At 42.8% G+C, this 15,259-nt stretch carries 9 protein-coding genes; 2 read left to right on the forward strand and 7 right to left on the reverse strand.

Going from position 1 to position 15,259, the window contains the following annotated elements; all coding sequences use genetic code 11:
• Positions 1–492: 492 nt before the first annotated feature.
• The 3 genes from QR40_RS02850 to QR40_RS32960 all read right to left on the reverse strand — a co-directional run bounded on the left by QR40_RS02850 (position 493) and on the right by QR40_RS32960 (position 5,231).
• A complete protein-coding gene (locus QR40_RS02850) occupies positions 493–2,628 on the reverse strand; it encodes a beta-glucosidase (RefSeq protein WP_044293195.1) in 2,136 nt (711 codons plus the stop codon).
• A gap of 62 nt (positions 2,629–2,690) precedes the next feature.
• A complete protein-coding gene (gene yicI / locus QR40_RS02855; protein ID WP_044293196.1) occupies positions 2,691–5,036 on the reverse strand; it encodes an alpha-xylosidase in 2,346 nt (781 codons plus the stop codon).
• A 15-nt stretch (positions 5,037–5,051) separates the two neighbouring features.
• Positions 5,052–5,231: a DUF6783 domain-containing protein gene (locus tag QR40_RS32960; RefSeq protein WP_152614157.1), complete on the reverse strand. Its 180-nt coding sequence runs from the start codon at positions 5,229–5,231 to the stop codon at positions 5,052–5,054.
• 209 nt (positions 5,232–5,440) lie between these two features.
• Here QR40_RS32960 and QR40_RS02860 point away from each other — a divergent pair, with 209 nt between their 5' ends.
• Together QR40_RS02860 and QR40_RS02865 are read left to right on the forward strand one after the other, a co-directional pair.
• Positions 5,441–7,243, forward strand: coding sequence for a sensor histidine kinase (locus tag QR40_RS02860; RefSeq protein WP_044293197.1), 1,803 nt, complete (start codon positions 5,441–5,443; stop codon positions 7,241–7,243).
• 3 nt (positions 7,244–7,246) lie between these two features.
• Positions 7,247–8,791, forward strand: coding sequence for a response regulator transcription factor (locus QR40_RS02865; RefSeq protein WP_044293198.1), 1,545 nt, complete (start codon positions 7,247–7,249; stop codon positions 8,789–8,791).
• Positions 8,792–8,947: 156 nt separating this feature from the next.
• Here QR40_RS02865 and QR40_RS02870 read toward each other — a convergent pair whose 3' ends face one another.
• From QR40_RS02870 to QR40_RS02890, 4 genes are all read right to left on the reverse strand, one after another.
• Entirely contained in the window at positions 8,948–9,598 is a 651-nt protein-coding gene (locus tag QR40_RS02870; protein ID WP_044293200.1) for an SGNH/GDSL hydrolase family protein, read from the reverse strand.
• Between the two features lie 58 nt (positions 9,599–9,656).
• Positions 9,657–11,675 carry a beta-galactosidase gene (locus QR40_RS02875; protein ID WP_044293201.1) on the reverse strand — a complete coding sequence of 673 codons (2,019 nt, stop codon included), beginning with the start codon at positions 11,673–11,675 and terminating at the stop codon, positions 9,657–9,659.
• Between the two features lie 1,224 nt (positions 11,676–12,899).
• The gene (locus QR40_RS02885; protein ID WP_044289253.1) at positions 12,900–13,541 is read right to left on the reverse strand and encodes a GNAT family N-acetyltransferase; all 642 of its coding nucleotides are present in this window, start codon (positions 13,539–13,541) and stop codon (positions 12,900–12,902) included.
• Between the two features lie 130 nt (positions 13,542–13,671).
• Positions 13,672–15,087, reverse strand: coding sequence for a CHAD domain-containing protein (locus QR40_RS02890; RefSeq protein WP_044293203.1), 1,416 nt, complete (start codon positions 15,085–15,087; stop codon positions 13,672–13,674).
• Positions 15,088–15,259: the final 172 nt, after the last annotated feature.

The following is a 15,259-nucleotide window of genomic DNA, read 5'->3' on the forward strand; positions in this document are numbered from 1 at the left end:
TCTGTTACAAACAGCCCCCGGAATACCCGAAGTCTTCTCATATTGCTTTTTTATATAAATAAATTATACTCTATGGAAAGGACAATCTCAATCACTTAGATTTTGGTAAAGGTTGAATTTATGAAGTTATTCTAAATCAGCAAAACCCAGAAGAAGGAACCTTTTTATGGGTTCCTCCTACTTTTATCAGCCTGCTGTTTACTCTTTTTTATCCTGAACATCTTCCTTATGATCCGGATATTTTACCGGACAATAAGGTTTACATTCCATACCGTCCCTGTCTGTACAGACACCGGGACAAAGTTTACATTTTGGCAGATTCGGGCAACTGTAGTCCACGTACTTAGGTGTACATTTTCTAGGACACACAGAGCAATTTGGTCTGCATGGTTCTGGTTCCTGTTTGTTCTGCGTAGTAAGCATCGGCATATACCTCTCTGATTTCTTACTATATGTTATTCTGACAGCCATATTCGGTTACGCAGGCACCTGTCATAATACTATTTTTATTTCCTTTTTCAGACAAATATCTCGAGAAGATTTACCGATACATATCTCATATCTGCCCGGTTCCGTACAAAATTTCCTATTATTTTCATCGTAATAATGAAAACTGCTTTCATCCAGCCAAAAGCTTACCTGCTTTTCTTCTCCCGGATTTAATGATACTTTTTCAAATCCTTTTAACTCCTGATACGGTCTCTCCACTTTTGATTCCAGGCATCTGACATATAGCTGCACCACTTCTTTTCCACATTGGGCACCAGTGTTTTTAACATCCATGGAAACAGACATACAGAAAGCGGAATTATTTTGATTGATTTCCAGATTGCTGTATGTGAATTCCGTATAAGACAAGCCATAACCAAAACAAAATTGCGGTTCTGTCTGATAAGTGTCATAATAGCGGTATCCTACATAAATTCCTTCCCGGTAGTGTACTTTTTCCTTACCCGGAAATTCTCCCAGGCAATGTGCCGGGCAATCCAGGTGGCTTTTGGGAAAGGTTTCTGCAAGCCTGCCGGATGGATTGACTTCTCCAAGCAAAACTTCAGCCAGGGCATTACCTCCCTCTATACCTGCATACCAGTTCCAGACCAGTGCTTTTGCCTGATGGACCCAGGATTTCATTTCCACAGGCGCACCCGCATTCATGATAATCACAGTGTTTGGATTTACTTTCAGCACCTCTTGAATAACCTTGTCCTGTTCATAGGGGAGCTGCATATCTTCCCTGTCATAGCCTTCTACGTCATAATCGTGATTCAGCCCGCCGATAAACAGAACCTCTTCATACGCGGCTGCTGCTTTTACTGCTTCTTCCAGCAGCTTTTTTCTTTTCTCCGACAGACCTGTATTTTCAGCCGCTTTGCCTTTGGTGTTATTGCTGTCATTCAGGCTTGCTTCCTGCCAGTTTACTTCTCCTGTCACGTCTTTTTTCTCTGCATAGTATCCTTTTACATATTTAATTTCTGTATTGCCTCCAAGCCTGCACTTTAAGCCCATAAGAGGCGATATTTCATATAATGCTTTGATTTCCGCACTCCCGCCTCCATTGGAATGAATCCGATCGCCGTTATCACCGATTACCAGCAGCTTTTTCAGATTCTTTCTCTGAATTGGAAGTCGGTGATTATCATTTTTAAGCAGCACAATGGATTCCCTTGCTGTTTCCAGCGCCGTCTGTCTGTGCCCGTGCGTATTATAGCATCCGCTTTTTCTTTCCCCATCCAGCATGTGCAGGCGTTCCATCATCCGGAGAATCCGGCGGACTTTGCTGTCTGCAAAAGATTCCTTAATTCTTCCCTCCTGTATTTCTCGATATAATGGATCTGCAAGGCAGTATTCATCAAATTGATCTGTAACGGACATTTCTATATCGAGACTGCTTTCTGCTGCCTCCCTGGTATCGTGTACGGCTCCCCAGTCAGAGATCACTGTTCCGTCATAGTCCCATTCTTCTCTTAAGACTTCATCCAGAAGATATTTACTCTGGCAGCAATGTTCTCCCCGGACTTTATTATAGGCTCCCATCAGAGAATAAGTACCACCGCGCTTCACTGCATCATAAAATGCCGGAAGATAGATTTCCCGCAGAGGACGCTCCCCGATTTCCACATCCACCCATAATCTTTCGGTCTCCTGGTTGTTAAGTGCAAAATGCTTTACGCAGGCTGCTACATCGGACTCCTGAATTCCCTGTATCAGTGGTACTGCTTCTTCCTTTGTCAGATAAGGATCTTCACTCATGTATTCAAAGTTTCTGCCACAGAGCGGGCTTCTCTTTATATTAATACCAGGCGCCAGTATCACATCTTTGCCTCTGCCTCTGGCTTCTTCCCCCAGTACCTGTCCCATCCGGTAAGCAAGATCACGGTTCCAGGTTGATGCAAGGGCGCTGTTGCATGGAAGATAGGTCACATAGTCGTCTGAATTTCCCACTGCAATCCATTTTTCGTTTTCGAATTCATTGCGCACTCCCATTGGTCCGTCTGACATCTTAAGGGAAGGAATGTTTAGGCGTTCTACACCTTTCGTACAGAATAATCCATTACCGTGAATCATTCCCAGCTTTTCCTCTAGTGTGAGCTGTTTTAGCAATTCTTCTATTTTACTGCCTGTTTTCATTGTTCTTTTCTGACTCCTTATCCCTGAGCGCCGGTCAATCTGCCTCTTGGGATTTCCTTATCTTATTTTATCTGTTCTAAAAATACGAGAATTTCTGCAGCATCTGCCACCGGCATTAATACAGTGTCCCTGCCTTCCAAAAATGCATGTGCCCCTTTTACTTCTTTGACCGCCTGATTAACCAGACGAATGCTGTATGGCTTTGCTGATTCGGTGATGAACTTTATGGTATCCTGATTTTTATCCGCTGTTATTCTTCCATCTAATTTTGCATCTGGTCCATAAACCTCTGCTGATACATGACCTTTTAATGTATATATCTTAAATTCCACGTCCTTGGCATAATCATAATCCGCTTTTGTATCGCAGGCTCCGATCGGAAGAATCGAGTTTTCCCGCACCATAAGGGGGATACTCAGATAATCCTGCTTCTCTGTTACCCATCTGCCTCCTGTCACTTCTTCTCCTGTCAGATAATTGGTCCAGGTTCCTTCCGGCAGATAATATTCCGCTATCCCATCTTCCCGAAATACAGGAGCACAAAGCAAATGGCTTCCCAGCATATACTGCCGGTCCAGATAATGGCAGTTCCTGTCATTCGTAAACTCCAGTACCATACTTCTCATAAGAGGTACTCCGCTTCTTGATGTTTCTACCGCCCCCCAAAACAGATATGGCATCAGGCTTGCTTTTAACTTTGTAAAAAACCGAACTACATCTACCGCTTCATCATCATAAGCCCAGGGAACCCGGTAGGATGTACTTCCATGGAGGCGGCTGTGGGTTGACAGCAATCCAAAAGCTGCCCAGCGTTTATAGACATCCGGAGTTGAAGTACTTTCAAATCCACCAATATCATGGCTCCAGTATCCAAAACCGGACATGGTGAGTGACAATCCTCCTCTTAAGCTTTCTTCCATAGACTCATAGTCAGACCAACAGTCTCCTCCCCAGTGTACCGGGAATTTCTGACCTCCGACCGTAGCGGAGCGGGCAAATAAAACAGCTTCGCCTTTTCCTCTTTTTTTCTCCAATAATTCATAAACCGTCTTGTTGTAGAGATAAGTATAATAATTATGCATTTTCTCAGGATCAGATCCATCATAGTAAACAACATCCGTTGGAATTCGTTCTCCAAAATCCGTTTTAAAACAGTCCACTCCCATATCCAATAGATCTTCCAGTTTATCCTGGAACCAGCTGCATGCCATTGGGTTTGTAAAATCCACTGCTGCCATCCCAGGCTGCCACATATCCCACTGCCATACGTCCCCATTTGCGCGCTTAATAAAATATCCCTTTTCCATTCCTTCGTCGAAAAGTGCCGACTCCTGTCCGATATATGGATTAATCCAGACACATATATTTAATCCCTTTTCTTTTATCCGTCCCAGCATTCCTTCCGGATCCGGAAAAACGCTGTGATCCCATATGAAATCCGACCAATGGAATTCTTTCATCCAGAAACAGTCAAAGTGAAATACTCTAAGCGGAATCCCTCTTTCTGACATACCGTCAATAAAACTCATTACAGTCCCTTCATCATAATTTGTGGTAAAGGAGGTAGAAAGCCACAGTCCAAAAGTCCAGGGCGCAGGCAGTGACGGTTTTCCGGTCAGATCTGTATATCGCTTTAGTACTTCTTTCATTTCAGGACCGTTGATTACAAAATAATCCAGAGTCTCGCCGGGTACACTGAATTCTACTTTTGTCACTTGTTCCGTAGCGGTTTCAAAAGAAACTCTTTCTGGATGATTTACAAAAACACCATATCCCTTATTTGTGAGATAAAAAGGAATATTTTTATAAGACTGGTCAGTACTGGTTCCCCCATCCTCATTCCAGATGTCAACAGACTGCCCGTTTTTTACAAAAGGAGTAAAACGCTCACCCATACCGTATACCAGTTCTCCCACGGACAGGCTTAACTGCTGACGCATATAAGCATCGTCACTCCCCTGATCATAAGCAAATCCATTCCACCGGGTCTTCATATATGCCAGATCTCTGGAGGCGCTCCCGGTAAGCTTTTCCTCATCCCTTATGTATGTCATAGACCAGTTTTCCTTTGTAATCACCAGTCCCAGACTCCCGCTCTTTACAATCAGCTGATCTTCATCTTCAAACACATCCAGTTTCTGCTGATTCTGCAGGTTGAGTTCAAAATCAGGTCCTTTCCTGCATACCCCTTTATGATGCGTTGTCTGTACTCTGAGAATCTCCGGCATAGGGGAAGAAATCTCCACCGTAAGGTTAATTCCACCCAGGGTATCACCTCTGTGATTAATTCTTCCCGTTGGTGCACATATAGTAACCTTTTTATCCTCTTTTTTTATAAAATAAGCCTGTTGCGGAGTAAAACACTCACATCCTTCTTTTTGCAGCCAGCATCCATTACTAAATTTCATAGTCCGTTCTCCTTTTCAACTCTTATCAAGCATGTTAGCGCGTGTTTGAAAAATGCTTTCTGACAGCTGTGCGTCACACGTTGTGGGAGATTTGTCCCAAATAAAGGGCTGGCAGCGGACTGCGTGACCTGAATTCGAGGCAGATATGCCGCAAAGTGGGGCGGGCAGATGACCGGAATAATTTTTCAAATACACTCTTAGACCACATTATAGCGGACTTTTATTTAACCGGATACCATTAGAATTCCAGATAAAACACTCTAAAAATTAGAGTATTTTACCTCCAATAATGACGCTGTACGTGTGTTTTGTTTTGTTGTACAATAAATATAAAGTAATAAATGCCTGAAATTTATATTAGATACCCCCTTTTTAATGACTTCTCCTGCAGAAAGGATTCACCGATGAAATTAAAAGACAAACTGCAATCCCAGTTTTCAAAAACCAAAGTTCAAAGACAGCTTTACACCATATTCTTTGCCGCCATCCTGATTCCGGTTACGGTGATTGGGATTATTCTCCTCCTGAATACCCAGAAGCTGTTGACGAATCATTATGAGAACCAGATTGAATCGGACAATCTGCGTATTAAATCCATTATGTTTGACTTAACAACTAACATTTATAATCTGTCCGAAGATCTCACCTTTGATGCCAATCTGCAAAAACTTCTTGGCACAAATTATCCTTCTCCTGTGGATTCCCGGACGGCATGCGGTAATTATAAGAGAATCCAGTCCATTTTGAAAAATGAAACCTCCTTGGCAGATTTAAAGATCTATACTCTTAACAAGACGATTGAAGACTATGACCGGATTCTGTTTGCATCGGATGAAACCCGGGAAACTGACTGGTTCCAAAAAGCTTCCCGGCAGTCTAATATATTCTGGAAAGTAAAAAAACGCACAGACCAATTCTCCAATGAATACTATGAACTGACTTTATACCGGAAAATTCCCCTTCCGGATACGAAAAGCTATGCTGTTCTTGCCATGACAATAAGTACCAATTACCTGAAAAACAGGATTGAAAACAATACGCTGACTACGATCCTCTCCGTCAATCAGGAGCCTGTATTTTACAGCAGCGACCGCAGCTTAGTAGGCGCTCCCCTTGGTGTACCAGTTGATTACAGCAACGGCTTTTATCAATATCTTGGAGAAAATGAATTAAACGCTGAAAAATGCCTGAGCGCAGTTTCCACACTGACTCCCTATCAGTCAGACGATATCCTGTATCTGACTTCATTGAATTTCCAGGCATATCCCTATATTAATAAGGTCACCCTGACTTATGGCATTATCATCCTGCTGATCCTCTTCGTTCCAACAGGGATTATCTATTTATTTACCAAATATTTCAGTGCCCGTGTCGTAATCCTGCGAAGCGCTATGCACCAGGCAAGTAACGGGGACTATGATATTATTGATTCATTTAAAGGGGATGATGAATTATCAGAAGCCTTTCAGGATCTGAAAGTAATGATTGAAAAAATAAAAGACAACGAATCCCAGATGTATGAGGCTCAGATCAAAGAACAGGAAATCACCAACCGGCAGCAGCAAATGGAGTTCAAGATGCTGGCAAGCCAGATCAATCCCCACTTCCTCTACAATACACTGGAGACGATCCGCATGAAGTCCCTGACTGCCGGAAACCGTGAAGTAGCTACGGCTATTAAGCTGTTAGGAAAATCCATGCGCTATGTCCTGGAAAATACCGGTACCTCATCCACCACGCTGAAAAAAGAAATGGACTATATCGAAACCTACCTGTCCATTCAGAAGCTGCGCTTCCATGAACGTGTAAATTACAAAATTCAAATTGAACCGGGAACTGATATTTCAGATTTTCAGATACTGCCGCTGCTATTGCAGCCTATTGTTGAAAACGCCATTTTACATGGTTTAGAAGGAGTAGAAGAAAATGGACAGATTATTATACACATAGGTACAATGGACGACGAATATCTGTGCATTGATATTTTTGATAATGGGGAAGGCATGACTGCACAGGAACTGGAAAAAATGATATCCAATATTAATAACCATGATAAAGCCTCAGCCGACAGCATCGGGCTTTACAATATAAACCAGCGGATTAAGCTTTGCTATGGCTCCTCTTACGGATTAACGGTTAAAAGCCGCAAAACAGAAGGGACCCTGGTCTCTCTTCAGCTTCCGCTCACTAATATACAGGGGGAATGATGTATGAATGTATTAATTGCAGATGATGAATCAGCCGTATTGGAAGGGCTGAAATATATAATTGACTGGCAGGCACTGGGCTTTACCATTTGCGCAGAGGCAAAAAATGGGGAAGAAACATTGGAAAAAATTTTACGGCTTCAGCCGGAACTGGTTCTTTTGGATATCCGTATGCCCAGACTTTCCGGTCTGGAAGTGGTTAAACGCTGCCGGGAACAATCCTACAACGGAAAATTCATCATCTTAAGCGGATATTCTGATTTTTCTTATGCCCAGACAGCAATGCGGCATGGCGTAGACTTCTACCTGACAAAACCAATTGATGAAGATGAACTGGAAAATGCGGTTAAAAGCGTGAGGGATGCCCTACTGGAAGAGCATAAAAATCATACTGTCATGCTGCAATACCGTGAAAAAGCCCGGGATACTATTCTGCGTGATCTCCTTCTTAATCAGGTGGATTATTATTCCATTGACTATTCGGACCTCCATCTGGACTGCAGTGTATACCAGACAATTATCTATGAAAATTATAACCAGGATACGTTTCAAACCGCCTGGGACTTTGCCAGTCTGTTAAGAGTGACGAATCAGGACCATAACTCCTTTGAGCATATTCAGCTGGATGGGCAGGATATTATTCTTTTGAAAGGGGAATTTGCTATAGAACGCTTTGAATATCTGCTTGCCCATTATGATAAAAATCCTCAGAAAGGTTCTCCCCTGGACTCTCTTTTTCTGACCTATGGAAGAAAGGTTTACCGCCTGGAACAAGTCCACCTTTCCTTTGGGGACGCGTTGTCACTCTCAAAGAGACGCTTTTTCTGTGAACAGAACCAGCATGTTCTGGGCTTTTTGCAGCTTCCTCTGGAAGACCAGTTTACCTGGCAGATTAAACCGAAAGAATCTGTATCTTATGACCAGCGTCTTGCCGATTATATTAAATCCCACAACCGGGTGCTAATTGCAGATACTTTAAATGAACTGGAACAAAATCTGTATTATGCCGTGGACGATGTGACCGGTATCAAACATTTTCTGGCTGATATTTACATACAGATTAAATCCATTCTGACCCATACATACAGCAACATCGAAATCCCCTTTCCAACCAATGCCGCTATTATAGAACTCATCGAAAACAAATATTACCTCTATGAGATCATACAATTTTTCTCAGAACAATTTGAAATGTGCATGAACGCCGTAGGAAGCTCTTCCAGCGAGAGTGTCCTGGATGATATCCTGCACTACATCACACATAATTACCGTGAGAACCTGAAGCTGGAATCCATTGCCCCACTCTTCGGATATAACTCCTCTTATCTGGGAAAAATATTCAATAAAAAAGTCGGCGAAAGCTTCAACTCCTATATCGACCACGTCCGGATCGACTGCTCAAAAAAACTGCTTCTGGAAAATACCCTGAAAGTATATGAAATCGCAGAACAAGTCGGCTACAAAAATGTAGACTACTTCCACAAGAAATTCAAAAAATACGTAGGCATAAGCCCAGCGGAATTCCGAAAAGATCCTGGCATTTTATAACCGCGGCGCCGTCCCATCCCAGAGCGTGTTTTAAAATTGCTTTCTGACAGCTTTGCTTCATAAACGGAATACCGGAAAGGGTACGGAAAGGGCCGTGACAACGCCCTTTCCGTACCCTTCCTATCTTAACAAAGCGTCTTTCCCAACATTCCCCGCTTACTTCCAGGAAAATCCAATACCGTCTAAAAATGCTTTGGCTACAATCATATGTCCCTGCACATTAGGATGCACACGGTCTCCCGAGATAATGTAGGAAGAGAGTTCTTCCAGGAATGTATCTATTTTTTTCTGAACATCAATAAATAACAGCCCGTGTCTGTCTGCGGTTTCTCTGGCAATTTCAGCATAAGCATCAACCATAGTACGCATTTTATCCTGTCTGTTTGGTTCAATCATAAAAGGGCTCATAATAAAAATTTCTTTTACTTTTGGCTTGGTATCCGTAATTAATTCATCATACACCCTTTTGTATTCCTCCGGATCCACCAGCTCCAGCTGCTGCAACGGTCCATCAAAATGTCTCCACACATCGTTAATTCCAATCATGACAGATACATAATCCGGTTTTAAATCCAGTACATCCTTTTGCCAGCGTTTCTTCAGATCCACGATTGTATTGCCATTGACCCCTTTATTTACAACCATAATGCCGTAAGAAGGTGCAAGTCCTGTCAGACATGCATTTACTAGATTCACATATCCGTCACCAAAGGATCCTCCTCCCGCCGGAGTTGCCTCATAGTTTCTTCCGCAATCTGTTATCGAATCCCCAATCATTACTAATCTGCTTCCTTTTTCCAGTCTCATAAAGTCCTCCTGATTTCCTGTTTTCCTTTTTCCTTTTTCTTGTTCTTTTTATGTGTCACTAATCCTGCCTTTTTAAGATCATAACTTCCCTGCCCGGCAGCAGGATAAATTCCCCTTCATTATAAACCTGTCCGGTGAGTAATTCCAGATATTTTTTCTGGACAGCTATCTTCTCTTCCTCTATACCGTGATTCATCAGGAAGATATAGGATCCGTTCTCATTCCTGCGTTCCGCCGCCTCTACTTCCCCCGGCGTCTCCATTACAGGATGTATTCCCGCTTCCCTGAGTATTCCCCTTAAGAATCGGCTGTAAAATACATTGTCTGATCTGGTTCCTACATAATATGCCATACCTTGTCCAAAAGAATTCCTGGTCAAAACAGGAGTTCCCCTGTAAAAATCCGATTCATAAACACCAAGTACCTCTGCCCCTTCTGCATGGATGATATCACACAGTATTTTCGCCGGATATTTCTCCTGACCAAAAGAAAACCTATTTTCCTCGCCAAAAGGAAGTGCATCCGTCTCTTCTACCCAGATTCCTAAAATATCTCTAAGTCTGCCAGGATATCCTCCTGTAATTACCAGGTCATGTTCATCTGCAATACCACTGAAATAAGTTACAATTAATGTTCCTCCTTTGTCGGTAAAGCTGCGGAGTTTCTCATCCACTCCCGGTTTTGTCATGTAAAGCAGAGGTGCAATCACAACTTTATAATGACTCAGATCCGTCTCGGTTCCCACAATGTCCGTAGAAATATTCATTTGATGCAGCGCTTCGTAATAGCTGCGGACTTCGTCATAATATTTCAGTTCACAGCTGGGCCCTGCTGAATATTCCAATGCCCACCAGTTTTCCCAGTCAAAGAGTATCGCCGTTTTTGCCGGTGTCCTGCCGCCCAGCAGTTCGCCGCTCAGCTTCGCCAGTTCTTTTCCAAGAACTGCTGCTTCCCTGAACACACGGGTGTGTTCATGCCCTGCATGATCAATCACTGCCCCGTGGAACTTTTCGCATGCCCCGATACTCCTTCTCATCTGAAAGAACATAACTGCATCTGCTCCATGAGCAATCGCCTGATAACTCCAAAGACGCATGATACCCGGTCTTTTCAGCGCATTATATGCCTGCCAGTTAGTGACACTTGGCGTCTGCTCCATAAGCACAAAAGGATTTCCATCCTTCAGCCCTCTCATACAATCATGGGAAAGCGCCATCTGTGCCTTTGAATCCTGATTGGACGGATAGCTGTCCCAGGAGATAAAATCCATTTTTTCAGCCCATTTCCGGTAATCCAGATTCTTATAAAATCCCATTAGGTTTGTTGTAACCGGTATATTCGGTGTATGCTTTTTAACCGCCTGATACTCTGCTTCAAAGCATCGCTGCATACTTTCGGAATTGAACCTGCGGTAATCCAGAGAGATTCCCTGAAACATGGTTCGGTCATCCCCAAAATGTTCACTTAGCAAATTGGGCAGTACAATTTCATCCCAGTCATAAAAAGTATGCCCCCAAAACGAAGTATTCCACGCCTGGTTCAAAGCATCCAGTGTAAAATACTGTTCTTTCAGCCATTCCCGAAATGCCTTCTCGCATTGCCCGCAGTAGCACTCCCCACCGTATTCATTGGATATATGCCATGCCACAATATTCTCATAGCCCTGATATCGTTTTGCCAGTTCCTCAGCCAGACGTACCGAATATTTCCGGTATGTGGGACTATTGGGACAGGAATTATGCCTTCCCCCAAATTTTCGTTTCCTTCCATCCGACTCTGTGCGCAGAATATCCGGATAACGCTTTGCCATCCATGCAGGATGGGCACCGGTAGACGTAGCCAGACACACTTTTATACCATTTTTCCTTACCAGTTCCATTATTTTATCCAGGCTGTCAAAACAATAGCTTTCTTCATCCTTCTGAAGCGACGCCCAGTTAAATACATTTAACGTAACAATATCAATCCCCGCAAGGGCAAACAGGCGCATATCTTCTTCCCAGACAGTTTCCTCCCACTGCTCCGGATTATAGTCACCGCCATACATAATTTTTTCTACTTTATCAATATATGTCATTTTTCCCTCCTAAAATGTAAAATAGTAAGTAAACTTAGTTACAAAATTTGGGGTTTAGCTGAGGAAGGGGACGCTTTGTAGATTTAAGTAATGCGCGGAAAGAGAAGGGGGCGAGCCAGGACATTGATTTGGAAGGCTTACCGCAGAACTGGCATTTTCTAACCTTCCCAGAGCCCTTTTTGGCGGCACGCGGGCATTCGCTCCGAAATCCTGATGCATTTCGCAGCTCACTGCCCGCTTACAATCCGATGGGAGAAGTACTGCATTTTGCAATGCAGTACTAGTCGAATTGTATCCGCCAAAAAGCACTCTGGGAAGGTAAGTAAATACTCAGCTCTGCTATACGCCTTCCAAATCAATGTCCTGGCTCGCCCCCTTCTCTTTCCGAGATAGCATTCGTTGATACAAAGCTGGTTTTCTCAGCGTGGTGGGACCCTGGGGTTGTGGCATGCTGAACAATATTGGCGTTACGCAACTGATCTTGAGAACGGGATTTGTTTTATATTCTGCAATCAGAAAAAGGAAAAGAATTTCATCTTCTATTATGCATAAACTGTCAAAATATACCGCTCTACATCCAATAAAGAACATCCATCTACACCCAGGGAATCTATCATGCTGAGAACGAGTAACATAAAGCAACTGAACTTATCACAGTGATTTGTTTCTTCATTCCAGAAAAAGTAGTAAACTTTCATCTCCTTTTACGCTTAAATAGCCGAAACATACTACGCTGCATCCAATAAAGAACAGCCTGCCACAGCCCAGGGGTCCAACCATGCTGAGAAATTCAGCTTTGTGGCGGTAACATGAATCTCGGAAAGATGGGAGTGGGAAACTTGTATGGACGGAGGAAGCGTAGAGCAGATCTGAGTATTTACTTAGCTTTCCGAAGTGTTTTTTGGCGGATAGTATTCGACTGGCTCCCATCGGATACTAAGCGGGTACTGAACCGAGAAATGCATCAGGATTTCTCGGTGAATACCCGCGTGCTGCCAAAAAGCGCTTCGGAAAGGTTAGAAAATACCAGTTCTGCGGCCAGCTGACGGAGTCCATACAAGTTTCCCACTCCCATCTTTCCGTTGCACTATCTCCATCTACAAAGCGTCCCCTTCCTCAGCTAAACCCCAATTTAAGCTGAAAGTGTACGCTATAATTTTCAGGCACAAAAACAGCCGGACCACTAAGTGCCCAGCTGTTTTTCTGCAGTATCCAATCTTATTTTTAGAATCTTAAGTTTACCAAAACCCTGAAATCAATCTGGGATTCCTCCTCCTTTTTTTCTTTTGGCGGAAAGGTATTCTCAAATGCTTCAAATTCCTCTTCATTTACTTCAAATCCACTGCTTTCTATAAATCTTCCTTCGATGCCCTTCAGTACTCCGGGTATTAGTTCCAGAAGCTGCATTGGTACTGCATATTTGCCATCTTCTGTCTTAACTTCATATTTTTCCGCACAATGAAATCCGAACCTGCTGTAATAGCGGGGATCACCGAATATACACACTGCCTGGTATCCTAACTCCTTCGCCCTATCCAGTGAATAGCGAATTAAAGCAGAACCGATTCCCTTTTTTTTATAATCCGGATGTACACTTACCGGTCCAAAGCATACCACCTCAAATGCCTCGCCTGCATCTGTAACAATAGCTCCCAGACTGTATGCTATGTGTCCCACAATTTTACCATCCAGTTCTGCAACCAGATCCAGCTCTTTGATAAATTCTTTATGGTTCCTCAGATTATGAATCATAAAATGTTCCGTACAACCAGGTACATAGACATTCCAAAATGCTTCCCGGGTCAACTCTTCCACCGTTCTGTAATCCTCCGGCTTTTCAAGCCTTATGTTAAATTTTTCAATCATTCTGCTACTCTCTCCTGTAATTTATTTAACTTGCTCTTATTTTCTCCGATACGGCAATGCCCATACCATTGTCTGTACGGATATTTATTTCAGCCAGCTGTATCAATCTGCATCCATCTGAATTTCTCAGTCACAGACCCTCTCCGGCGAATTTCTTCCATCTCTTTCGGAATACAGCCAATAATGCCATTCTTTCTTCCCGTGAAAAATTTATGAAGCTTTTTACGATTCTCAATTCCTTTTTTCCGGCTCCCTGTATTTTCAAATTTTTTAACTGATGCTCCATGCGGTCTATTAATACCGTTTCATCATGCAGGTCTCCGATCACAGTTTGAAACCAGGTACAGCTTTCCATCAGCTTTTCCCCTTTTTCTCCTGATTCTTCCCGGAAAAAGTCCAGTACATAACGCATATTTTTAAAAGCAATCCGCATCTGATGCAATACCGGTTCCGGAACAACCAGCCCGTTGATCCATTCATCATAAGCTTTTAATTGCATATAACACTGCAACAGGCTGACTTCCAGTACCTGCCTGTTCTGAAATATCATTACTTTAGCTGCTTTTTTCAAAACCGGCCGGCATACACCTGTTTCTAAATAGGATTCCATATCCCTTAAGAATGTTTCATATGCGATTGAACTGCAATGCCGGTTTACCTCACTTAAACGGCTGTCTCTGGTCTCGCCAATCATTTTCCACAAAACAGGAATTTCTTTTATGGTATATCCACTTTTTTTCAAAAAATACACACACTTTTCCTGCATAATGTCAAGATCCCTAAGACTGCCCAGTATCTTGAGATTTTCCTTTAACTTTAAAATGTACTCCTGCTGCCATCTGTCATTCATATATCCGCTGAATATTACCGACAGGGAAAGCAGCCTGCGAAATGCCACTCTGATATCATGAATTACTTCAGGTTTCGAAAGATCCTTTGAATTACTGCTTAGTCTGGTGATTTCCTGTATCTGTATTGCCACATATTCCGACAGCTTTTGACAAAAATTATCGGAAGGATAGCGGCCGGACTCTCTTTTACCACCTTTTCCGCTATCCTGCTGCTGCATAACCTGTTGCCTTGCCTGGACAACGCTTTCCGCCAGAAACCTTAAGCTCCTGCCCTGCTCCACACTAAGTCCTGCACTTTTCATGCTGAATTTTACGGCTTTTTCCAAAGGAGACTCTGAATTAACACAGCTGATGGTTGCTGCCAATAACCGATTTTTCTCCTCCGTCAGAGATTTCAGGGGATGTGTCAAAATAATATCACCTGCCTGGGAAATTTTTGCTGTTTCCAAAACCCCTTTATGGATATCCTGAAGAAGATATGCCTTTGATGCCACATTTCCATAATCCTGCGGCAGCTGATATAATACGGCAAATCGCCGAAACAGCTTCTCAGCTATCCTGGCTCCTTCTTTTTGCAGGCTGCAGTGAATACCAAAATGACGACATAAATCACTTGTTTTCCAGTACTGAACCTCCTTCTTGGGGAGTGGCAGATATCTTGTATTTTGTACCTGACTGACCGCAGCTTTTTTCATAAGCATCCTCCTTCTAATTTGCTTGTTTTTTCCCTATACTTCTTTCCATATCCGCAGCACCGCATACATCCGCTCCTAAGTCTAATATGATTTTCTTTATCTCCTCTTTCATACTTCTATCTGCTCCCATGGAATCTTATCGTAAATTATTTGCTCTGTATCTAAAGCATAG

The organism is Robinsoniella peoriensis (genome assembly GCF_000797495.1).
Taxonomy (GTDB): Bacteria; Bacillota; Clostridia; order Lachnospirales; family Lachnospiraceae; genus Robinsoniella; species Robinsoniella peoriensis.

Excerpts from the sequence above, each read along its gene's own strand:
- QR40_RS02850 (WP_044293195.1), bottom strand. The coding sequence starts at position 2,628 with ATGAAAACAGGCAGTAAAATAGAAGAATTGCTAAAACAGCTCACACTA.
- yicI (WP_044293196.1), bottom strand. The coding sequence starts at position 5,036 with ATGAAATTTAGTAATGGATGCTGGCTGCAAAAAGAAGGATGTGAGTGT.
- QR40_RS02860 (WP_044293197.1), top strand. The coding sequence starts at position 5,441 with ATGAAATTAAAAGACAAACTGCAATCCCAGTTTTCAAAAACCAAAGTT.
- QR40_RS02865 (WP_044293198.1), top strand. The coding sequence starts at position 7,247 with ATGAATGTATTAATTGCAGATGATGAATCAGCCGTATTGGAAGGGCTG.
- QR40_RS02870 (WP_044293200.1), bottom strand. The coding sequence starts at position 9,598 with ATGAGACTGGAAAAAGGAAGCAGATTAGTAATGATTGGGGATTCGATA.
- QR40_RS02875 (WP_044293201.1), bottom strand. The coding sequence starts at position 11,675 with ATGACATATATTGATAAAGTAGAAAAAATTATGTATGGCGGTGACTAT.
- QR40_RS02885 (WP_044289253.1), bottom strand. The coding sequence starts at position 13,541 with ATGATTGAAAAATTTAACATAAGGCTTGAAAAGCCGGAGGATTACAGA.
- QR40_RS02890 (WP_044293203.1), bottom strand. The coding sequence starts at position 15,087 with ATGAAAAAAGCTGCGGTCAGTCAGGTACAAAATACAAGATATCTGCCA.